Source organism: Allobosea sp. 01N443, from assembly GCF_056399325.1.
The window spans coordinates 1-20,536 of the sequence record NZ_JBFTRC010000046.1 but is presented as its reverse complement, the minus strand read 5'-3'; the positions used below and the strand labels follow the sequence as shown (position 1 = coordinate 20,536).

Annotated in this window: 17 protein-coding genes and 1 pseudogene; 9 read left to right on the top strand and 9 right to left on the bottom strand. The window is 64.9% G+C overall.

The window, feature by feature from the left end; genetic code table 11:
* Positions 1-2: 2 nt before the first annotated feature.
* The 4 genes from AC1DRP_RS14085 to AC1DRP_RS14070 all read left to right on the top strand — a co-directional run bounded on the left by AC1DRP_RS14085 (position 3) and on the right by AC1DRP_RS14070 (position 4,097).
* Positions 3-110, top strand: coding sequence for a hypothetical protein (locus AC1DRP_RS14085; RefSeq protein WP_476768763.1), 108 nt, complete (start codon positions 3-5; stop codon positions 108-110).
* Positions 111-205: 95 nt separating this feature from the next.
* Positions 206-1,705, top strand: a complete 1,500-nt coding sequence (gene istA, locus AC1DRP_RS14080; protein WP_476768762.1) for an IS21 family transposase — start codon at positions 206-208, stop codon at positions 1,703-1,705.
* Positions 1,706-1,725: 20 nt separating this feature from the next.
* Complete coding sequence (istB, locus tag AC1DRP_RS14075) at positions 1,726-2,568, top strand: IS21-like element helper ATPase IstB (protein ID WP_476768778.1); 843 nt, start codon at positions 1,726-1,728, stop codon at positions 2,566-2,568.
* A 134-nt stretch (positions 2,569-2,702) separates the two neighbouring features.
* Positions 2,703-4,097 (top strand): caspase family protein, encoded by a 1,395-nt coding sequence (locus AC1DRP_RS14070; RefSeq protein ID WP_476768777.1) that lies wholly within the window; start codon positions 2,703-2,705, stop codon positions 4,095-4,097.
* A 1-nt stretch (position 4,098) separates the two neighbouring features.
* On the opposite strand, the gene AC1DRP_RS14065 is transcribed toward AC1DRP_RS14070, so the two are convergent.
* The gene (locus AC1DRP_RS14065; RefSeq protein WP_476768761.1) at positions 4,099-4,506 is read right to left on the bottom strand and encodes a hypothetical protein; all 408 of its coding nucleotides are present in this window, start codon (positions 4,504-4,506) and stop codon (positions 4,099-4,101) included.
* 174 nt (positions 4,507-4,680) lie between these two features.
* Complete coding sequence (locus tag AC1DRP_RS14060) at positions 4,681-8,139, bottom strand: adenosylcobalamin-dependent ribonucleoside-diphosphate reductase (RefSeq protein ID WP_476768760.1); 3,459 nt, start codon at positions 8,137-8,139, stop codon at positions 4,681-4,683.
* A 732-nt stretch (positions 8,140-8,871) separates the two neighbouring features.
* Here AC1DRP_RS14060 and AC1DRP_RS14055 point away from each other — a divergent pair.
* On the top strand, positions 8,872-9,282 hold the full coding sequence (locus tag AC1DRP_RS14055) for an NADH:ubiquinone oxidoreductase subunit NDUFA12 (protein WP_476768759.1): 411 nt from the start codon (positions 8,872-8,874) through the stop codon (positions 9,280-9,282).
* 187 nt (positions 9,283-9,469) lie between these two features.
* On the opposite strand, the pseudogene AC1DRP_RS14050 reads toward AC1DRP_RS14055, so the two are convergent.
* Positions 9,470-10,120: pseudogene (locus AC1DRP_RS14050) on the bottom strand (alpha/beta fold hydrolase); the annotation flags it as partial.
* 333 nt (positions 10,121-10,453) lie between these two features.
* Here AC1DRP_RS14050 and AC1DRP_RS14045 point away from each other — a divergent pair.
* Both AC1DRP_RS14045 and AC1DRP_RS14040 read left to right on the top strand, forming a co-directional pair.
* Positions 10,454-11,029 (top strand): CGNR zinc finger domain-containing protein, encoded by a 576-nt coding sequence (locus tag AC1DRP_RS14045; RefSeq protein WP_476768758.1) that lies wholly within the window; start codon positions 10,454-10,456, stop codon positions 11,027-11,029.
* A gap of 174 nt (positions 11,030-11,203) precedes the next feature.
* Positions 11,204-11,788, top strand: a complete 585-nt coding sequence (locus AC1DRP_RS14040; RefSeq protein WP_441505596.1) for a DUF2155 domain-containing protein — start codon at positions 11,204-11,206, stop codon at positions 11,786-11,788.
* Between the two features lie 129 nt (positions 11,789-11,917).
* Here the strand turns inward: AC1DRP_RS14040 and aat are convergent, their stop codons facing one another.
* The 5 genes from aat to AC1DRP_RS14015 all read right to left on the bottom strand — a co-directional run bounded on the left by aat (position 11,918) and on the right by AC1DRP_RS14015 (position 16,149).
* Entirely contained in the window at positions 11,918-12,592 is a 675-nt protein-coding gene (gene aat / locus AC1DRP_RS14035) for a leucyl/phenylalanyl-tRNA--protein transferase (protein ID WP_441489986.1), read from the bottom strand.
* 169 nt (positions 12,593-12,761) lie between these two features.
* Positions 12,762-14,123 (bottom strand): acetyl-CoA carboxylase biotin carboxylase subunit, encoded by a 1,362-nt coding sequence (accC, locus tag AC1DRP_RS14030; protein WP_441489987.1) that lies wholly within the window; start codon positions 14,121-14,123, stop codon positions 12,762-12,764.
* 29 nt (positions 14,124-14,152) lie between these two features.
* Positions 14,153-14,611, bottom strand: coding sequence for an acetyl-CoA carboxylase biotin carboxyl carrier protein (accB, locus tag AC1DRP_RS14025; protein ID WP_441489988.1), 459 nt, complete (start codon positions 14,609-14,611; stop codon positions 14,153-14,155).
* A gap of 82 nt (positions 14,612-14,693) precedes the next feature.
* Positions 14,694-15,152: a type II 3-dehydroquinate dehydratase gene (gene aroQ / locus AC1DRP_RS14020; protein WP_113512750.1), complete on the bottom strand. Its 459-nt coding sequence runs from the start codon at positions 15,150-15,152 to the stop codon at positions 14,694-14,696.
* 124 nt (positions 15,153-15,276) lie between these two features.
* A complete protein-coding gene (locus AC1DRP_RS14015) occupies positions 15,277-16,149 on the bottom strand; it encodes a DsbA family protein (RefSeq protein WP_441505386.1) in 873 nt (290 codons plus the stop codon).
* 294 nt (positions 16,150-16,443) lie between these two features.
* Between AC1DRP_RS14015 and AC1DRP_RS14010 the strand changes: the two genes are divergently transcribed.
* Positions 16,444-17,634, top strand: a complete 1,191-nt coding sequence (locus AC1DRP_RS14010) for a pyridoxal phosphate-dependent aminotransferase (protein ID WP_441489990.1) — start codon at positions 16,444-16,446, stop codon at positions 17,632-17,634.
* A gap of 90 nt (positions 17,635-17,724) precedes the next feature.
* Positions 17,725-19,992: a mechanosensitive ion channel family protein gene (locus AC1DRP_RS14005; protein WP_476768757.1), complete on the top strand. Its 2,268-nt coding sequence runs from the start codon at positions 17,725-17,727 to the stop codon at positions 19,990-19,992.
* Positions 19,993-19,996: 4 nt separating this feature from the next.
* On the opposite strand, the gene AC1DRP_RS14000 is transcribed toward AC1DRP_RS14005, so the two are convergent.
* Positions 19,997-20,362: a hypothetical protein gene (locus AC1DRP_RS14000; RefSeq protein WP_476768756.1), complete on the bottom strand. Its 366-nt coding sequence runs from the start codon at positions 20,360-20,362 to the stop codon at positions 19,997-19,999.
* Positions 20,363-20,536 lie beyond the last annotated feature (174 nt).

Sequence of the window (20,536 nt, the reverse complement as noted above, 5' to 3'; positions counted from 1 at the left end):
GTATGGACCGGGTCGATGCGACGAAACGATCCGCGATCATGCGCAGCGTGCGCTCGAAGGACACCAAGCCCGAAATGGCGCTGCGGTCGGCGCTGTGTGCAGGGCGGTGACAAAACCATCCAATGAAGCGCCCTCGCTTGTGGTGGCGCGGGCGGCGTAAAAGCCAACCAGTTGGATAGGCTGATCCCTTTTGGGGTTGGCGGGGATGTTCGCGGTGGAGGTCTACGCGGCGGTTCGTGATTTTGTTTTCAATCAGGGGAAGAGCCGCCGTGAGGCGGCGCGTGTTTTTGGTCTGAGCCGCGAGACGATCGCGAAGATGTGCCGGTTCTCGCTGCCGCCGGGGTACACGCGCACGARGCCGGCGGAGAAGCCGAAGCTTGGTCCGCTGTTGYCTGTGATCGATGCGATCCTGGACGCGGACCGGAGTGCGCCGGTGAAGCAGCGTCATACGGCCAAGCGGATCTTCGAGCGCCTGCGCGACGAGCATGGCTTTGCCGGCGGCTACACGGTGGTGAAGGACTACGTGCGGATCGGCCGGGCCCGTGSGCGCGAGACCTTCGTGCCGTTGGCGCATCCACCGGGTCACGCCCAGGTGGATTTTGGCGAAGCGATCGGGGTGATCGGCGGGGTTCGCCAGAAGATCCATTTCTTCTGCATGGACCTGCCGCAGTCGGACGCCTGCTTCGTGAAGGCCTATCCGCGGGAGACGACGGAAGCGTTCCTGGACGGGCATGTCTCGGCCTTCGGCTTCTTCGACGGGGTGCCGCTGTCGATCCTGTACGACAACACGCGCATCGCGGTGGCGAAGATCTGCGGCGACGGCCGGCGCGAGCGCACGCGTGCCTTCACCGAGTTGGTGAGCCATTACCTGTTCCGGGATCGCTTCGGCCGCCCGGGCAAGGGCAACGACAAGGGTAAGGTCGAGGGCCTGGTGAAGTTCGCCCGCTCGAACTTCATGACACCGATCCCGGTGGCAGCCAGCTTCGAGGCGTTGAACGCCGGCCTGGCGGAACGCTGCCGTGCCCGGCAGGGCGAGCGGGCCGGACGSCATGCCGGGACGATCGGGAACCGGCTCATCGCCGATCTGGCGGCGTTGCGTCCCTTGCCGGCCGTGCCGCTGGAACCGTGCGAGAAGCGCAGCGCGCGGGTCTCGTCGACCTCACTCGTTCGCTACCGTTCCAACGACTACTCCGTGCCGACCCGCTACGGCTTCCAGGACGTCGTGGTGAAGGGCTTCGTCGACGCGGTCGTGATCCTGTGCGGCGGAGCCGAGATTGCCCGTCACCCGCGCTGCTATGGCGAAGGCGCCTTCGTCTCCAACCCGTTGCATTATCTCGCGCTGATCGAGACCAAGCCCAATGCGCTCGRCCAGGCGGCGGCGTTGCAGGGATGGGATCTGCCCGAGGTCTTCCAGCACCTGCGCCATCTGCTGGAAGCTCGCATGGGCAATCGCGGCAAGCGCGAGTTCATCCAGGTCCTGCGGCTGCTGGAGGCGATGTCGCTCGAGGTCGTGACCTTCGCGGTGACCGAGGCGATCCGGCTCGGCGCCATCGGCTTCGACGCGGTCAAGCTGATCGCGCTGGCTCAGATCGAGCGCAGGCCGGCCCGTCTCGATCTGTCTGCCTATCCTCACCTGCCCAGGACGATGGTCAGGACGACCTCGGCCGCCGACTATGCCGTGCTCCTGCCGGAGGAAGCGGCATGACCGGCAACACCAGCCACGCGATGCCGACGGGAACGACCAGCGGCACGCCGCAAGTCCTGCTGGCCCATCACCTCAAGCAGCTGAAGCTACCGACAGTGCTGCGCGAGTACGACAAGGTCGCCCGTGAATGCGCGCGTGATGGCGTCGATCATGCCCGCTATCTGCTGCGCCTGATCGAGCTCGAACTGATCGACCGCGAACGCCGCACGGTCGAGCGCCGGATCCGGGCGGCGCGGTTCCCGGCCGTGAAGAGCTTCGACACTTTCGACTTCACCGCCATCCCCGGCCTCAACAAAATGCTCGTCCTGGAACTGGCACGCTGTGGCTATCTCCTGCGCCGCGARAACATCATCGCGCTCGGCAATAGCGGCACCGGCAAGACCCATGTCGCGCTGGCACTTGGCCTGGCGGCTTGCCAGAAGGGCTTCTCCGTCAGCTTCACAACCGCGGCTTCTCTGGTCAATCAACTCCTGGAAGCCCGCGACGAGAAGCGCCTGCTCAAGCTGCAGCGCGAGTTGCAGGCGGTGAAGCTGCTCATCGTCGACGAACTTGGCTACGTGCCGCTCTCGCCGACCGGCGCCGAGCTCTTGTTCGAGACCTTCTCGCAGCGCTACGAGCGCGGCTCGACCATCGTCACCTCGAACCTGCCCTTCGAGGACTGGACCTCGGTTCTGGGATCGGAGCGTCTCACCGGCGCGCTGCTCGACCGGCTCACCCACCACGTCAGCATCCTGGCCATGAACGGCGACAGCTATCGGCTGAAACAATCCGCCGGCCGCCGGCGCGCCAACGCCGCGGCGGAGCAAAACCAGGCCACGGCCGAACACGTCGATCCCGACACCGGCGAGATCATGGAGAGCTGATCAGAAACGAAAGCGACGATAAGCCAAGGGCCCCGATCGGGGCCCTTGGCTTATCGTCTCACATCGCCAGCGCTGGCCTGGTTTTGCTCCGCCCAAGTGGCCTGGAATCCGGCCGCCGTTGACAGGTCGCGCGTCTGCACCTCGACGTCCCAGCTTCGAACGTCGAGGTCTGGCTCGACCACGAGGCGATCAAGTCCCGCGTCGAGAACGAGATCCCATACCTCATCCGCAACCTGTCGGAGGAGGATCGCTTCTACTTCTTCTACGCGGGTCACGGCCTCTGGGCGAACGGGGCCAACCGACTCACGTCATGGGAAACGCACCCGTCGAACCTGGCGGGAACCACGATCGACGTCGAGGCGACCTTGTTGGGGCCCCTGCGCGAAAGCGCTTGCCGGCACAGCCTAATCTTCGTCGATGCCTGCGCGGCCACCTTCGACGATCCCGGCCTGGTCGGCCGGGACGTGCTGTCGAATATGAAGCGGGAGGAGTTCGAGGACTTCGTCGAGAGCGCGGCACATGCCGCCGCCTTCTTCTCATGCTCCCCGAGACAGAAGTCCTATCCGTCTGCGGCGCTCGGGCATGGGATCTGGACGCATCATCTCCTGGAGGCCTTGAGAGGCAAGGAGGCGGGCGCGGCCGATCGTGGCTTCGTGACCGGGCAATCGCTACAGAATTTCCTGGCCGTGTCGGTGAGGGAATTCATCCGCAAGCACATGCAGATCGCCGCGCATCAGACCCCATATGCCCAGATCGGGGCATCGGGAACGTTCGCAATCCGCGAGATGCCAAGACCAGCGGTGGCTTCGACCGTCTCAGCTCCGATTACGATCGACTACGCTCGGGGTTACTTCAGGACGGTCGAGACCATGCCGTTCAGAGCGTTGCCAGGCTTCAGCAAGGCGAAAGGTCACTGGGTTCCGGACGATGTCAACGACTACGCTAACGGCTTCGCTCAGCGAGGGCTGAGCGAAGCCGTCGAGGAGGAACTCGACGGCATTTATCAGAAATCGAAGGACATTCTCCGCTTGAAGCGCCGGGACATCGACCGCGAAGCCTCGATGGAAGGGGGCGGCGGCTCCATCGACACCGACTTCTTTCGGTTTTCGATCGAAACCGGTCAAAGCCAAGACGATCCCGCGCAGGCAGAAATCGTCCGCGAACTGGTCTTGCGCGTGTCTCCCGCGAATCTGCCGGATGACTTCGAAGACATATTCCCCACCTCCGTAACGGAATTCGTGGCACCGCTCTCGGTGGTGGGGAAATATGAGGCCCTCGTCGACTACCTTGAGGACCTCGCGGACGAGATCGATGCGAAATGCATCGAAGATCCGCGAACCGAGATCGCGCAACTTCACTTGCAGGATCGCACCGTCCTCGTGTTCGATCTGCAGGCGAAAACGCTGAGTGCCACGCCCCCCAACGCCGAAGGGTGCCAGACGATCCTGCGGAAGTTGAGCAGCGGCTCGCTGACCGCATTGACAGGGCCGGCTCCGATCGCGATCGAAGCCCGCCCTCGCTCACCCTAGGTCACGCGCCGGCGCGCTCAGGGAACCGCGGCACCGGCGAGAAGCCGACCCAGCCCCTGGCCGCGATTCCGAGCGTTGCACGGGTGCGTCGCTCGGCCCTGCGGCCGTGGGTCGGGTGGACCTTGGCCGGCGGCGGAGCGATCGGCTCGGCCGGCTGGAACGGGCCGGCGGGGGTCGGCAGCGCCGGCGCCTTCTGGATGGGCTCGACGGCCCCCTCGATCGGGTCCTCGAAGACGAAGGCAAGCTGGCCGTCGTCGAACGGGACCGGCGGCTCAGGCTTGGGCGGCTGTCGCGCAGGCGCGCCGTCCAGCACGATCAGGCCCTTAGGCGTCGGCGGCGTCGTCCTGCCCCTCCAGGGTCCAGTGCGCGTTGCGGGGGCGTCCTGAAAGTTTTCATGCGGTGGTGCCACTGCCACCTCGAACCATCTGATGAAGTGATATCGATCAGTCTGCCGTTGATTCACGATTTGTTTGGATTGGCGGAGGGAGGCGGCATCATTGCCGCCTCCCAGATTTTGCGGAAGTCGAAGCTCAAAAACGGGGAACTTCGCCTCTCATTTCAAGCAGTATCAGTACTCTGCGTGCTACGAGCAGCCAGTTGTACTACCGCAGGTGTTGCACTTCAGGCAGGTGCCGTTGCGGACCAGCGTGAAGTTGCCGCATTCGCCGCAGGAATCGCCGACATAGCCCTTCATGATCGCTTCGGCGCGACGCTCCGAGGCTGTCGGCTGGCCGGCGGGAGCCGCGAAGCCGAGCTTGGCCAATTCAGCTTCGCCCACGGCCTCTTCTTCGGCGTCCGGCTTCAGCGCGGTCGCGCCTGCGGTGGCGAAGGAGGTGACGTTGCTGCTGCTGCGGGCGACGGTCTCGTGGACGATTCCGCCCTGGATGGCGAGCAGGTTGATCGGCTTGCCACGGCGGAAGCCAGTCGAGGCCAGCGGGGTCGAGGTGATCGCACCCACCGCGTCCGGCGCCTTGTCCTGGCCGACACCGCCACCGATCACGTCATGGCCGATCTCGCTCGGGTCGACATGGGCAAGGTCGTTGCGCGAGAGATAGCTGATCGCCAGCTCGCGGAAGACGTAGTCGAGGATCGAGGTGGCGTTCTTGATCGACTGGTTGCCCTGCACGAAGCCCGAGGGCTCGAAGCGCGTGAAGGTGAAGGCCTCGACATATTCCTCCAGCGGCACGCCGTATTGCAGGCCGAGCGAGACCGCGATCGCAAAGTTGTTCATCATCGCCCGGAAGGCCGCGCCCTCCTTGTGCATGTCGATGAAGATCTCGCCGAGGCGTCCGTCCGAGTATTCGCCGGTGTGCAGGTAGACCTTGTGCCCGCCGACGACGGCTTTCTGGATATAGCCGGTGCGACGGTCCGGCATCTTCTCGCGTTCGCGCTTGCGTTCGATCCGTTCGACGATGCGCTCGACGATCTTCTCGGCGACATGGGTGGCGCGTGCCGCCATCGGCTGCTGGTGCAGCAACTCGACGGCGTCGTCGGCGTCGTCATCCTCGTCCGAGATCAGGGCCGAGTTCAGCGGCTGCGACAGCTTCGAACCGTCGCGGTAGAGGGCGTTCGCCTTCAGGGCCAGCTTCCAGGAGAGCAGATAGGCGCTCTTGCAGTCCTCGACGGTGGCGTCGTTCGGCATGTTGATCGTCTTCGAGATCGCGCCCGAGATGAAGGGCTGCGCCGCCGCCATCATGCGGATGTGGCTCTCGACGGATAGATAGCGCTTGCCGATGCGTCCGCACGGGTTCGCACAGTCGAAGACGTTGTAATGCTCAAGCTTGAGATGCGGCGCGCCTTCCAGTGTCATCGCTCCGCAGACATGAACATTGGCGGCCTCGATCTCGGCCTTCGAGAAGCCGAGGAAGGGCAGGAGTTCGAACGACATGTCGTTCAGCTTCTCGGCCGGGACCTTGAGCTCATTGACGAGGAAGTCCTCGCCCAGCGTCCACTTGTTGAAGACGAACTTGATGTCGAAAGCGGCCTTCAGGTCCTTCTCGACCGCGTCGATCTTGGCCTGGGGGAAGCCCTTGGCCCGGAGCGAGCCGTGATTGATGCCAGGAGCCTGGGCTAGCGAGCCATGGCCGACGGCATAGGCCTCGATCTCGGCGATCTCGGCCTCGCGGTAGCCGAGCGAGCGCAGCGCGTCGGGAACGGCGCGGTTGATGATCTTGAAGTAGCCGCCGCCGGCCAGCTTCTTGAACTTCACCAGCGCGAAATCGGGCTCGATGCCAGTGGTGTCGCAATCCATGACGAGGCCGATCGTGCCGGTCGGCGCGATCACCGTCGTCTGGGCGTTGCGGTAGCCATACATCTTGCCGAGCGAGAGGGCCTCGTCCCAGACGGCGCGGGCGCGTTCCGACATAGTGGTGCTGGAGCCGCCGAGGCGGGCGAGCGTGCCATGGTCGAGCGGCACCGGCGTAACCTGCAGGCCCTCATAGCCCGAGGCCTGCCCATGAGCGGCGGTGCGGTGGTTGCGAATGACGCGCAGCATGTGGCTGGCGTTCTTCTTGTATCCGGGGAAGGGGCCAAGCTCGCCCGCCATTTCGGCCGAGGTCGCATAGGAGACGCCGGTCATGATCGCGGTGAGGGCGCCGGCAAGCGCGCGGCCTTCCTCGGAATCATAGCCGAGGCCCATGGTCATCAGCAGGCCGCCGATATTGGCATAGCCGAGGCCGAGCGTGCGGAACTCATAGGACAGCTCGGCGATCTCGCGGCTCGGGAACTGCGCCATCGTCACTGAGATCTCGAGCACGACGGTCCAGAGCCGGCAGAGATGCTCATAGGCGGCGACGTCGAAGCTCTTGGTCTCGCGGTCGTAGAACTGCAGCAGGTTGGCGGAGGCCAGATTGCAGGCGGTATCGTCGAGGAACATGTACTCCGAGCACGGATTCGAGGCGCGGATGCGTCCCGAGGCCGGGCAGGTGTGCCAGTCGTTCATCGTGGTGTTGAAGTGCAGGCCGGGATCGGCGCTCGCCCAGGCGGCATAGCCGAGCTTGACCTCGCGCTTCAGGGCCGGGTTCTTCTCGGGATCGAAGCAGGAATCGCCGTCGCCTTCGCAATTCACGCAGGCCTTCATCACGGCCTTCATGTGCTTCTGGACGATCTTCGAGCCGGTGACGAGCGCAGCGACCTTCTGCTCCTCGCGGACCTTCCAGTCGATATAGGTCTCGATATCGGGATGATCGACATCGACCACGACCATCTTGGCGGCACGGCGCGTCGTTCCGCCCGACTTGATGGCCCCGGCTGCGCGATCACCGATCTTGAGGAAGGACATCAGCCCGGAGGAACGGCCACCGCCGGCGAGCTTCTCGCCTTCGCCGCGCAGCATCGAGAAGTTCGAGCCGGTGCCGGAGCCGTATTTGAACAGGCGCGCCTCGCGGACCCAGAGGTCCATGATGCCGCCTTCGTTGACGAGATCGTCGGCCACGCCCTGGATGAAGCAGGCATGCGGCTGCGGATGCTCGTAGCTCGACTTCGACTTCACCAGCTTGCCGGTCTTGAAGTCGACGTAGAAATGGCCCTGGCCGGGGCCATCGATGCCATAGGCCCAGTGCAGGCCGGTATTGAACCATTGCGGCGAGTTCGGCGCGACGCGCTGGGTGGCGAGCATGAAGCGCAGCTCGTCATGGAAGGCGGCGGCATCCTCTTCCGAGGAGAAATAGCCGCCCTTCCAGCCCCAATAGGTCCAGCAGCCGGCGAGGCGGTCAAAGACCTGCTTGGAGGAAATCTCGGAGACGTAGCGCTCGCTCTCGGGGAGTTCGGCAAGCTTGGCCTCGTCGGGAACCGAGCGCCAGAGGAAGGAGGGAACCTCGTTCTCCTCAACGCGCTTCAGCGCTGCGGGCACCCCCGCCTTGCGGAAGTACTTCTGCGCGAGCACATCGCTCGCCACCTGGGACCAGGCGTCGGGAACCTCGATGCCTTCGAGGCGGAAGACGATCGAGCCGTCAGGGTTGCGGATCTCGCTGACAGCCGAACGGAAGGGAATCGCGGCGTAGGGCGACTGTCCGGTGGTGGTGTAGCGGCGCTCGATGCGCATGATCTTGGTCCCCAATGCATGCCGCGGGCGAAAATGCCCCGCGCGGCCGGTTGATCACCGGCTCCTGATGTCAGCCCAACTCGGTTTGATGCCCCTGGATTCCGCGGCGGTGTTTCCCGCCGTCGGCACTCCGGACGCCACCAGACAGACCGCACGCCACCGTTCGCCGCTGCCAGGGATGGCATGCCACGCGGTGATCACCTCGACCCGTCCGGGAACTCTCTCGCGGGTGTCGAAGGCGTCTCCGCCAGCCGTCACGCGACTGACAAAAACTAGTCCGACTGGGGTGGTCCGTCAAGGATTAGTGCGCCGCAAACCCTGTGGACACGACATCTTGTGTGTATCTGTGTGTTCTGGGGATAAGTTTCAAGCTGCCAGCTAAGCACCCGGAATCACGGCGGAATCGGTGCGCTTGAGCGAAGGGTGGACGATCCCGCGGGCGGCGGAAAGCATAAAATTCGCGGCAGTCATGGTTGACCATAGGTGAATGGGCCAGCCGCGCCTGACCATCGCAAKCGCCATCTACACAGCCTGCGCCAAGTGTCTGGAGACAGGAGATCTTCGCGTTTCGAACCGTGCCTGGGACGTGTTCGCAAGGTGGCCGAATCATGGCGGCCTGCATTCCGGAAACGCGCGCTTCCGACGAATCTGCCGTGAATCCTCCTGCGGGCTGGACAGGGCGGGATGCTCTCGCCATAAGTCGCGCGACGCGGACCACGGCGGACGAGAGCCATGAAGCAAACGCTGCTGCAGATCTTTACCTGGTGGAACGGCCAGACCATTGGCACGCGCTTCCACACCTGGCGCTTCGGCGAGAAGGTCGGCCAGGACGAATTCGGCAATACCTATTACCGCACCAAGGCTGGGGTGAAGGACAAGGCGCTGGGCCTACAGCGGCGCTGGGTGGTCTATAACGGCCTGGCCGAAGCTTCGACCATTCCGGCTGGCTGGAATGGCTGGTTGCATCACACCGTCGATATCGCTCCCTCCGAGGAGAGCTATCAGCCGCGCGACTGGCAGAAGCCGCACCAGCAGAATTGGACGGGAACGGCCATGGCCTATCGTCCTCAGGGCTCGACCCTGGCTGAAGGCGAGCGCCCGCCCGCGACGGGCGACTACGAGGCCTGGACGCCCGGGCGCTGAAGCCTGCACGATCTGTTTGAGAAAGGGGCCGCCGGCGAATGAACGCCGGCGGCCCCTTTCGATTCAACGGAGTGCCCGTTTCGCGTCWGTCGGCCTTCGGCAATCGCTGCATGAAGGCATCGACGCGTTCCGCGATCTCGCCGGAATGGGTCTCGAGCGCGAAATGGCCGGCATCGAACAGATGCACCTCTGCGGCCGGCAACTGCTCCTTCAGATAGTCGACGCCCGCCAGCATGAAGAACGGATCGTTCTTGCCCCAGACAATCAGCGCGGGAGGCTGGTGTCGGGCGAGATAGGCCTGCCAGGCCGGGTAGGCGGCAAAATTGCTCTGATAGTTGTGGAGGAGCCGCAACTGGATGTCCTGATTGCCTGGGCGGTCCAGCCCGGCCTGATCATGGCGCCAGGCATCCGGCGAGAGCCGCTCCAATCTGGTCGCGCCATGCGTGTACTGGAACTTCGTGCCGTCGGCACCGAGCAGATTGCGGAAGGGCTTTTCGGTCTCGGGCGTCCAGTTTTGCCAGAACGGCTCCATGTCACGGCGGGCCTCCGCGCTCCAGGCGCCTTCATTGGCGACGGCATTCTGAACGATCAGCGCGCGAATGCGCTCGGGATGTTTGAGCGCGAGGCGAAAGCCGATCGGGCCGCCGTAGTCCTGGATATAGAGCGCATAGCGGGTGAGGCCGACCTGCTCCGTGAAGCCCTCGATCACCTCAGCCAACCTGTCGAAGGAGTAGGCGAATTCGCTCGGCGCGGGCGCCGAGCTGTGACCGAAGCCGGGATAGTCAGGCGCAACGACGCGGTAGCCCTTGGCGAGCAGCGGCAGCAGGTCGCGGAACATATGCGATGAAGACGGAAAGCCGTGCAACAGCAGGATGGCGGGAGCATCCCGAGGTCCGGCCTCCCGATAGAAAATGTCGAGGCCCTGTATCGTGGCGGTGCCGTAGCGGACCGCGACCGACGGGGAGAGGACGGGCGCAATGGGCTGTGCGGTGGACATGAGTGGGGCTCCAAACATGAGAAACGTGGCGAGCGCGGCAGAACTGACGGGAGTTCGCATTTCGAGATTGTAACCTGTCAATCTGTCATTTAACGGTGTCATTTGACGCGTAACCTGTCAATGCCTAAATTAGAGGTTACTAATGGCGTTCGCCTGCGCCAGCCGGAGTGGCCCATGTCTGCGAGCCCGACCAATGATGATTTCCGGGACGGCTTTCCCTTCATGGGCGGCCGGCCCTGGCTCGATCTGCTCAACACCACGCCGCTGACCGAGACTGGACCGCGGGATCTGCTCGGCGAGCCGCACTCCATGGCGGCGTGGCTTGCCGCGGCTGGGCTGGGGGAGGCGGAGACGCCTGAAACCGGGTTTGAGCTCAAGAGCTTGCGGGAAACCCTTCGCCCGACCTTTGACCTGTTGCGGCAGGGCAAGCCGCTGCCGGAAGGGTCTATCGATGTGATCAACCGCCTGCTCGTGCCGGCGGCCGAGCGTTATCAGTTGCAAAGGGGTGACGAGGGCTACGCGCTAATCTCCGTGGCCGATCGGGGCGTCGGAGCGGCGTCGAGGATCTCGCTGGATTTCGCCCGCTTCGTCTGCGACCACGAGCCGGCTCGGCTCAAGCACTGCGCCAACCATGACTGCGTGATGGTGTTCTACGATCGAGGGCGAAACAACACGCGGCGCTGGTGCACGATGAGCACCTGCGGCAACCGCGACAAGGTCGCCCGCTTCCGGGCGCGCAAGAGCCAATGATGCGGTGCCGCCGCAGGCATCACTGTGGCCCCGCTGCCCTTTTTCCGCTGCGATTGCCGTGTTAAGCCGCAGCCCCCGTCTTCTGGCGGGAGGGGAGATTCGTAGCAGAAGATGCGGTCCGTCAGCAGATTGTCGAAGGTCGCGGCCCTGGCCGCTCCAGCTCTCGCGGCCCTGATGGCCGCCCAGCCTGCGAAGGCCGACCGCATCCGCAATCCGACGGCGGTTTTTGCGGGTCTCGACAAGATCACCGGTCGGATCATCTCCTTCGAGGTGGCGATCGACGAGACCGTTCAGTTCGGTGCGCTGCAACTGACGCCGCGCGTTTGCTGGACCCGCCCGCCGACGGAGAACCCGCAGACCACCTCCTTCGTCGAGGTGGACGAGGTGACCTTCTCGAACGAGTACCGGCGCATCTTCACGGGCTGGATGTATGCCGCGAGCCCTGGTCTGCATGGCGTCGAACACGCGATCTATGATGTCTGGCTCACCGACTGCAAGGGCGGTACCGAGCTCGTGGTCGATCCGAAGGATCCGGAAGCGCCGCCGCCACCGGAAGAGCGCAGGCCGCGCACGCCGCCACGCGACGTCAACCAACTGCCGCCGGGCACCCAACTGCCTCCTGGCACCCAGCTCCCCCCCGGACAGCGCATGGATGTGGCTCCGCCGCGTGGTGTGCCGGTTGAGCCGCGTCAGGCGCCGAGCCAGCGCTTCTTCCCGACCAATCCTGTTCCTGGACGTGATCCCGCCGGCAATAACTGAGGCAGGGGCAAGAGCATGCTGCGAAAAAGTGGCAACGGTTTTTCGCATAAAGCATGCTCTAAACTATAAGAGTTGATCACGCTGCATTTGGACAATTTCGTTCAAACGCAGCGTGATCAAGGGCTGAACTCAGATGAGCTCAGTCAGGGCCTCGCGACCGCCGATGTCCTGGCCTTTTGGCCAGCTCCACCATTCCGCGTCATGGGCGATCGCGGCTTCGAGCAGCATGCGATAGGCCTCGCGTGGCACTTCCTGTGTGCCGAACTGGGCAAGGTGCGTGGTCTGGAACTGGGCATCGAGCAGGCGGTAACCGCCGCGCTTCAGCCGGGCCACCAGATGGACGAGCGCGACCTTCGAGGCGTCAGTCGCCCGATGAAACATGCTCTCGCCGAAGAAGGCTGCGCCAAGGGACAGGCCGTAGAGCCCGCCAACCAACTTTCCATCGCGCCAGCATTCGACGCTGTGCGCGTGCCCGAGTTCGTGAAGTGCGCCAAACAGCTCCCTGATCCGCGTATTGATCCAGGTATCGGGCCGGTCCGGGCGCGCTTCGGCGCAGGCCGCGATGACGTCTTCGAAGGCGGTGTCGACCCGGATCTCGAAGGGATCGGCGCGGAGCTTACGGGCAAGGCGTGAAGGCAGATGGAAGTTCGCGAGCGGGATCACGCCCCTGACCTCGGGCTCGACCCAGAACAGGTTTGGATCGTCGGCGCTCTCCGCCATCGGGAAGATGCCGGCTGCATAAGCGCGCAGCAGGATCTCCGGCGTGATCACGGGCGAGCGTACTGGCGCTGAACGAGCCTTCATGTGCAGATGGGAGCGTGAGCGCGGCGCCAAGTCAAACGCGAAAGCTGCGCTCTTTCGTCATGGCCGGTCCCATCGCGACCGTCCCCGTCACTGTGGCGGGGCTGGCGATCGAGACATCGCAGGATGTCGATGCCCGCCATTGGGCGGGCATGACAGGCCGTGACCGGCGCTATTGTCCCTCGGGCCCCATGCCGCCCGCGGCCAGGAACTTTTCGAGCCAGTGGATATTGTAGTCGCCGTTCAGGATGTCGGGATTGCGCACGAGCGTGCGGAACAGCGGCAGGGTCGTGTCAACACCGTCGACGACGAACTCGTCGAGCGAGCGGCGCAGCCGCATCAGGCATTCCGCCCGGTTGCGACCATGGACAATCAGCTTGCCGACCAGAGAGTCGTAATGGGGCGGGATCGAGTAGCCCTGGTAGGCCGCAGAATCGACGCGGACGCCAAGCCCGCCCGGCGTATGGAACGAGGCGATCTTGCCCGGGGAGGGGCGGAAATTCGCCGGATGCTCGGCATTGACGCGACACTCGATGGCGTGGCCCTCGATGATGATGTCGCTCTGCTTGAGCGAGAGCGGCGCGCCGGCGGCGATGCGGATCTGCTCGTTCACCAGATCAATCCCGGTGATCATCTCGGTGACCGGATGCTCGACCTGGATGCGGGTGTTCATTTCGATGAAATAGAACTCGCCATCCTCGTAGAGGAACTCGATCGTGCCGGCGCCGAGATAGCCGAGATCGGCCATCGCCTTGGCGCAGATCGAGCCGATCCGGTCTCGCTCGCCGGCATTGAGCGCGGGCGAGGGGCCTTCTTCCCAGACCTTCTGGTGGCGGCGCTGCAGCGAGCAGTCGCGCTCGCCGAGATGGATGGCATGGCCGCGGCCGTCGCCAAGGATCTGGATTTCAATGTGGCGCGGCTTCTCGAGATATTTCTCGATATAGACAGCGTCATCGCCAAAGGCGGCTTTGGCCTCGGTTCGCGCCGTCTGGAGCGCCACGACGAGATCATCCTCGCTGCGCGCCACCTTCATGCCGCGCCCACCGCCGCCGGCCGCGGCCTTGATGATCACGGGAAAGCCGATATCGCGCGCGATGCGCAGGGCTTCCGCATCCTCGCTGACGCCGCCCTCCGAGCCGGGGACGCAGGGAATGCCGAGGCGCTTGGCCGTGCGCTTGGCTTCGATCTTGTCGCCCATCACCCGGATATGCTCGGCCTTGGGACCGATGAAGGCGATGTTGTGCCGCTCGAGAATCTCGGCGAAGCGGGCGTTCTCCGACAGGAAGCCGTAGCCGGGATGGACCGCATCGGCGCCTGTGATCTCGCAGGCCGCGATCAGGGCCGGAATGTTGAGATAGCTCTCGCGGGCGCTCGGGGGGCCGATGCAGACGCTCTCGTCGGCGAGGCGCACATGCATGGCATTGGCATCCGCGGTCGAATGGACCGCGACGGTCGCAATGCCGAGCTCCTTGGCCGCGCGCAGGACGCGCAGCGCGATCTCTCCGCGGTTGGCGATCAGGATCTTGTCGAACATCTTCGGCTCGTCCGCGCCCGCTGCCCCGCTCACTCGATCACCAGAAGCGGCTCGCCGTATTCGACCGGCTGCCCGTCCTCGACCATGATCGCCGTGACCTTGCCGGCGCGCGGCGCGACGATGTCGTTGAAGGTCTTCATCGCCTCGACGAGAAGGACCCGCTCACCCGCCTTTACCTCCTGGCCGATCTCGACGAAGGGCTTCGCTTCAGGCGAGGGGCGGCGATAGGCGGTGCCGACCATCGGGGAGGGCACGGTGCCGGGGTGGGCGGCTGCCGACTTGACCTCGACCGGCGCGGTCGCGACCGGTGCATGGGCCATGGCCGGGGCATGCGAGGCGACGGGCACCTGCACGGTTGCGGAGATGGTGCGGGCCACACGGACGCGCAGATCACCCTTCTCGACCTCGATCTCGGACAGGTCGGTCTCGTTGAGGAGCTGCGCGAGTTCGCGCACCAGTTCGGGATCGATCGGGCTCTTGGTCGCCATGGCGGGTTTCACCGTCTTCGTCGTCTTGGTTGAGAGGATGGGCAGCCGCGAGGCGCCACCCTGCTGGATTGAGCCGGCCCGTTCAGGCCGCCGTCTTTTCCGCGCGCTTCTGGAGAAGCGGCACGATCGCGTCGAAAGCAAGGTCGTAGCTGGCGACGCCGAAGCCGCAGATCACGCCAACGCAGACCGGTGCCATGTAGGAATGGTGCCGGAATTCCTCGCGGGCGTGCACGTTGGAGACATGGACCTCGATGGCGAGGGCCTCGGTGCCCTTGATCGCATCGCGCAGCGCGACGGAGGTGTGGGTGTAGGCGCCGGCATTGATGATGATGCCGGCTCCCGCCAGCCCTGCCTGCTGCACGCGGGTGACGAGCTCACCTTCGAAATTGGTCTGGCTGAAGGTCAGCTCGACCCCGGCAGCGGCGGCCCTCGCCTTAAGGCGTTCCTCGACGCCGGCGAGCGTCACCGAACCGTAGGTTCCGGGCTCGCGGGTGCCGAGCAGATTCAGATTGGGTCCGTTCAGGACGTGGACGGCGACCATGGCTCGCGTTGATTCCTCAAGCCGCGAAGCTGCGGCGTCGGCGTCGTCTTAACCGGAACGGCGGGACAGGGGAAGCCTGTGACGCCGGCCTGCGATGAGAGCCACCACAGGCCGGCCGGTTTCATCAGCCGCTGCAGGTGGCCTTGCCGCATTTGCGGACGGCTTCGATCTTCTCCTTCAGCGCCGCGGCGCCAACGGCGCCGAAGACAACTTCGTCACCGATGATGAAGGCCGGAGTGCCGGTCAGGCCGAGCCGATCGCCGAGTGCGACAGTGGACTCGATCGCGGCGCGGGTTGCAGGCGCGTCCATGTCCTTGCGGGCGCGCTCGACATCGGCGCCGGCGTCCTTGGCGATCTCCAGCGCCTTGGCGCCGTTGATCCGGCCCTTGGTCGCCATCAGCTTGTTGTGGAAATCCCAGTACTTCTGGCCCTGCAGCTGGTTCTTCACGGCGATGGCGACACGGCTCGCCTCGACCGAATCGGGGCCGAGGATCGGGAAATCCTTGATCACGACGCGCAGCTTCGGGTCGTCCTTGGCGAGGGTGCGGACATCGTCGAGCGCCCTTTTGCAGAAGCCGCAATTGTAATCCATGAACTCGATCAGGGTGACATCACCCTGCGGATTGGCGGCGATGATCGATGTCGCGGGATCGACGAGGTTCGCCTTTTCGCTGGCGACGGCGCTGCGCTGTGCCTCGGCCTGAGCGACCTGATTGCGGCGCTCGAGTTCGACGAGCGCTTCCTGGATCAGTTCAGGGTTCTTCAGCAGCGTCTCGCGAATGAGATCGGTGACGGCCTTGCGCTGTTCGGGTGACAGGGGCTGTCCCTGCGCCTGAACCGGAGCGGCGGCCAGGGTTACGGCGAGGCCGAGCCCGCCCAAGACCAGACCCGCGCGCCTGATTCCGGCGAAGGCCGGGCGGAGCAGGGTGAACAGAGCCATGTCGTCATCCTTTCGGGCTCGCCGGCCCTTGGCCACGGCAAGCGTTGAACCGGTCATCTTGCGCCCCTTCTCCGCTCTCGCGCGGGCAGCGTCAATTCACAGCTTTGCCAGCGGTTGCGGCGGGAGCATGACCTGACCTGTGCGCAGCGTCGCTCAACACCATTGCGAATGCGATGGTCGGTCACCTCCTGTCGCCGAGTTGGAGACGGGGCAGGCGCAAGCCGGCCTCTCGAAGGAGGCCCCCCGGTCGTCGTCTGTGCCACAAACGGCTTCCCACGCTCCCTCCTGATGCTCTAGGGCACTGCTTCAAGTGGCGGGCGGGGCTCCGCCGGTTCCCGACGCGAGATCTGCATGACAACCGATGTTCACCGCCTAGCGACGCCGCCCGCGCTCTCCGCTCGTGCGGCCGAGGTCGCACCCTTCATCGTCATGGACGTGATGAACCAGGCCGCAGCGATCGAGCGGGCCGGTGGTTCGGTCGTGCATATGGAGGTCGGGCAGCCTTCGGCGCCGACACCGGCCAGCATCCGCGCTGCAGCGGCGCGCGCGCTCGAGCATGGTCGCATCGGCTATACGCAGGCGCTCGGCACCGACTCTCTCAGGGCGCGTATCGCGCGCCACTATCAGGACGCCTATGGCGTCAGCATACCGGCCGAGCGTGTCATCGTGACCACCGGTTCGTCGGGTGGCTTCATTCTCGCATTCCTCGCCTGTTTCCAGCCGGGCGCACGCGTCGCGATCACGGCGCCGGGCTATCCGGCCTATCGCAACATCCTGACCGCGTTGGGGCTGGAACCGGTCGCGATCGAGGTCGGTCCGGAGACCCGCTACGCGCTGACCCCGGACCTGATTGCGAAAGCTCACGCCGAGCGCCCGCTCGCGGGCGTCCTGACCATGAGCCCGGCCAATCCGACCGGCGTGGTGATGGCACCAGACGCGATCGCTGCCGTCGCCGCTGAATGCCGCCGCCTTGGGTTGTGGTACATTTCCGACGAAATCTATCACGGCTTGACCTATGAGACGCCCGCGACGACGGCGCTGAGCGCCGATCAGGACGCGATCATCGTCAATTCGTTCTCGAAATATTACTGCATGACGGGCTGGCGCGTCGGTTGGCTCGTGGTGCCGCAGCGCATGGTGCGCACGATCGAGCGGTTGCAGCAGAATTTCTCGATCTCGGTGCCGTATCTCAGCCAGGTGGCGGGTGAGGCGGCCTTCGATGCGAATGCCGAGTGCGAGGCAATCAAGGCCGGCTATGCCGCCAACCGAGCCTATTTGCTGAAGGCTTTGCCTGAAATCGGCCTGGGCGATTTCCTGCCTGTCGACGGGGCCTTCTACATCTATCTCGACATCGGACGATATTCGAACGATTCCATGGCCTTCTGCCGCGATGTGCTCGAACAGGCTCATGTTGCGATCACCCCCGGCCTCGATTTCGACGGGGGGCGTGGCGCACGCACGGTGCGACTTTCCTTCGCCGGTTCGCTGGCTGAATGCGAGGACGCGGTCTCGCGCTTGGGCATGTGGCTGAAACGGCGCTGAGAGCCTGTAACGATGCCAGCGCGGAATGCTTGCCAAACGGATGTATTCCCGTCCAAGTCATAGGAGAGCAGACAAGGGGAACCGGTTTTGATGCGAGCTTTCTTTGCGTCTTCGCGCGGTCATGCCCTCCCGGCGGCGCTGGTCCTCCTTGCCTTTCTGCTCATCGGATCGGGATCCGCAGCGTTCGCCCAGGCGTCCGGTGACAACAGCGTGACCCTGATCCTGCGCGGGGACGAGGCGCCCGACGCGCTGCGCAAGACCATCACGACGCTGGAGGCGGGGGGGCGCAAGGYCATTCTCCGCATGGCTGGCCCCGGCGAGGCCGTCGCAACTGCACCGGCGGCAGCGGCCACACCTGTCAAGCCCGCGCCTGCGGAAACGCGCGTTGCGGTTGCCGAAACGCGGCTGGAGGAGGTTGCCAACCATTTCGTCGAAGGGTTCGACTATGGCAACGCCTCGATCCCGTCCGCGACGCGCATACCGAGCGACTGGGCTCGCGCCTGGGCCGCAAATCAGAATGGCGCCACGGGAATGTCGGCGGGGGCCCGCGTCCTGCTCGTCCTGTTTGCCGCCACGGCTTTCGCCGTCATCCTCTGGAAAATGACGCGCGGCTTGATCGCCAAGCGCCTGGTGCCGCGGGACGACACGCTCTTCGAACGGTTCGTTGCCTCCTCGATCGGCCTTTTGCACGATTTCGCCGCGCTCGTGGCCCTATGGCTCGCCGGGCGAACCCTGGTGCGGTGGCTTCTGCCGCAGCTCGATTTCGCGCAACACATCGCCACGGCCGAACTTTACGGACTGGGGATGTTGTGGTCGTTCGCGATGGCCGGGAGGTTCCTGCTTTCCCCGGGGAACCCGGCGCGGCGCATCCTGCCTCTGCCGCGCGCCGAACGGCATTTCGGGCTGATCATGATCTATGCCTTCTTCGGGCATATCGTTCTGGTCGTGAACGCGCTCGGCGAAGGCTCGGCGTCGGATCCTGCCTCGATTGCCGGATGGTTCGCGGTGTCCTCGCTCCTGCTGACGGCCTACAAGGTCTGGTGGTTCTGGTACGCACGGCATGACCTTGTCAGCCTGGCGCAGCCCGGCCCCTCGGCAAGCGGCTTGCGCCGCTTGGTTGCTGCGGCGACGCCCTGGCTCTTGATGGCGAGCGCCGTGTTGATCTGGGCCGTGGGCCGCAGCGCCGCTGTCATGCCTGATGGCGCGCACTGGGGCGTCAAGGCGGGGACCACGCAGTTCATCGTCGTGCTTGCTCCGATCGTGGCGTCGGGGCTTGGGGCGCTGATCCGCTCGTGGCTGAACTGTCGCACCGTGGAGCGCGAGCAGACCCCACTCTCGAGTGCGATGGGCAGGACCTTGCAATCGAGCGTGGTGGGCTTCGTCTGGCTCTGCGCCCTCTATTTGCTGGTCCGGCTCTGGAGCGGTTTCGTCATGGACGCCGATGCGCCCGATACCGTGTCGTTCGGTCAACGCCTCCTCAGTGTCGCCTCCCTGGCCTTCATGGGATGGATCGCGCTGACCTTCCTGCGTGCCTTCTTCGATGCCTATACGCCGCGTGCCGTGCATGCAGGGCCGACAGACGAGGAAGCTCCCCCCGACGACCATGTCCCGTCCAGGCTCGGCACGGTGCTCCCGGTGCTGCGCGGTGTCGTGCTCGGGGCCGTGATCGGCCTGACCAGCCTTGTCGTGCTATCACGGCTGGGTGTCGATATCGGGCCCCTCTTGGCCGGCTTCGGCATCCTGGGCCTCGCCGTGTCCTTCGGTTCGCAAGCGCTCGTGCGCGATATCGTCTCCGGCTTCTTCTTCATGGTCGAGGATGCCTTCCGCGTCGGCGAATACGTCGATACGGGGCGGCTCAAGGGCACGGTCGAGAAGATTTCGCTACGCTCGGTACAACTGCGCCATCAGAGCGGACAGATCCATACAGTGCCCTTCGGCCAGATCCCGTCCCTGACCAATGCCAGCCGCGACTGGGCAACGGTGAAGTTCAACGTCCGGCTCGACCGCTCCGCCGATATCGAGAAGGCGCGCAAGACAATCAAGAAGATCGGCCTCGCGTTGCTGGAGGACCCGGAATTCGGACCTCACTTCATCGCGCAGCTCAAGATGCAGGGTGTGGCCGAGATTGCCGACACTGCGATCGTCATCCGGCTGAAATTCACCGCCAAGCCGGCTCAGGCCGGTGCGCTCCAGCGTGAGGCGCTGAAGCGGATGTATCAGGCGCTCAACGATGCCGGCGTAGCCTTTGCCTCGAACGCCGTGACCGTCAGGGGCGGTGAAGGGCAGGCCTCTGCCGGGGCCGCCGCATCGATCACGACCATCCAGCCGCCGACGCCGCTGGCGCCTTCGGCCGGGTAGGGTCTCAACGGCTGGCTTCGAGGATGAAGAAGAAGCCGAAGCCAATGGCTGTCAGCAGGAGGCCAAGCCCGAGTCCGAGGCGGGCGGCAGAAATCTGGGCGACGAGTTGGGTGCGAAAGCCCGCTCGCTCTGCCTCATGCTCACGGCCATGCTTGTGGAATTGGCTGGCATAGAGATCCGGCGTCATCTGGTGGCCGACGGGCCGGTTTTCCTCGAGCTCGAAGCGGATCGCCACGAAGGCGATGAAGAGGCCGAGCAAGCCGACGCCGAACCAGCCGATCGCCTGCAAAGCCAGCCAGGCGAGACCAAGCAGCGCCGCGACGCAGACGACGACGAGCGCCAGTCGCTCAAAATTTCTCGGCGGCGGCATCGACGGTCACCCCCTTAACGAAGAAGGCCGCTGCGAGTGATCGCAGCGGCCTGAAGTCTTACTTGCGTCCGGCGAGCTTGTTCCACCAGCCGCCGCGCTTTGGCCGGTCCGGATCCGGCGGGGTCAGGACGACCGCGACGGGTTCCTCGACGACACGCGGTGCAGGTTCGGGAG

What these genes read in the sequence shown, in the direction of transcription:
- AC1DRP_RS14085 (WP_476768763.1), top strand. Translation starts at nt 3, where the DNA reads ATGGACCGGGTCGATGCGACGAAACGATCCGCGATCATGCGCAGCGTG.
- AC1DRP_RS14000 (WP_476768756.1), bottom strand. Translation starts at nt 20,362, where the DNA reads ATGCCGCCGCCGAGAAATTTTGAGCGACTGGCGCTCGTCGTCGTCTGC.
- aat (WP_441489986.1), bottom strand. Translation starts at nt 12,592, where the DNA reads ATGAAGGCTCGTTCAGCGCCAGTACGCTCGCCCGTGATCACGCCGGAG.
- AC1DRP_RS14040 (WP_441505596.1), top strand. Translation starts at nt 11,204, where the DNA reads ATGGCCGCCCAGCCTGCGAAGGCCGACCGCATCCGCAATCCGACGGCG.
- aroQ (WP_113512750.1), bottom strand. Translation starts at nt 15,152, where the DNA reads ATGGTCGCCGTCCACGTCCTGAACGGACCCAATCTGAATCTGCTCGGC.
- AC1DRP_RS14045 (WP_476768758.1), top strand. Translation starts at nt 10,454, where the DNA reads ATGTCTGCGAGCCCGACCAATGATGATTTCCGGGACGGCTTTCCCTTC.
- accC (WP_441489987.1), bottom strand. Translation starts at nt 14,123, where the DNA reads ATGTTCGACAAGATCCTGATCGCCAACCGCGGAGAGATCGCGCTGCGC.
- AC1DRP_RS14010 (WP_441489990.1), top strand. Translation starts at nt 16,444, where the DNA reads ATGACAACCGATGTTCACCGCCTAGCGACGCCGCCCGCGCTCTCCGCT.
- AC1DRP_RS14060 (WP_476768760.1), bottom strand. Translation starts at nt 8,139, where the DNA reads ATGCGCATCGAGCGCCGCTACACCACCACCGGACAGTCGCCCTACGCC.
- accB (WP_441489988.1), bottom strand. Translation starts at nt 14,611, where the DNA reads ATGGCGACCAAGAGCCCGATCGATCCCGAACTGGTGCGCGAACTCGCG.
- AC1DRP_RS14015 (WP_441505386.1), bottom strand. Translation starts at nt 16,149, where the DNA reads ATGACCGGTTCAACGCTTGCCGTGGCCAAGGGCCGGCGAGCCCGAAAG.
- AC1DRP_RS14055 (WP_476768759.1), top strand. Translation starts at nt 8,872, where the DNA reads ATGAAGCAAACGCTGCTGCAGATCTTTACCTGGTGGAACGGCCAGACC.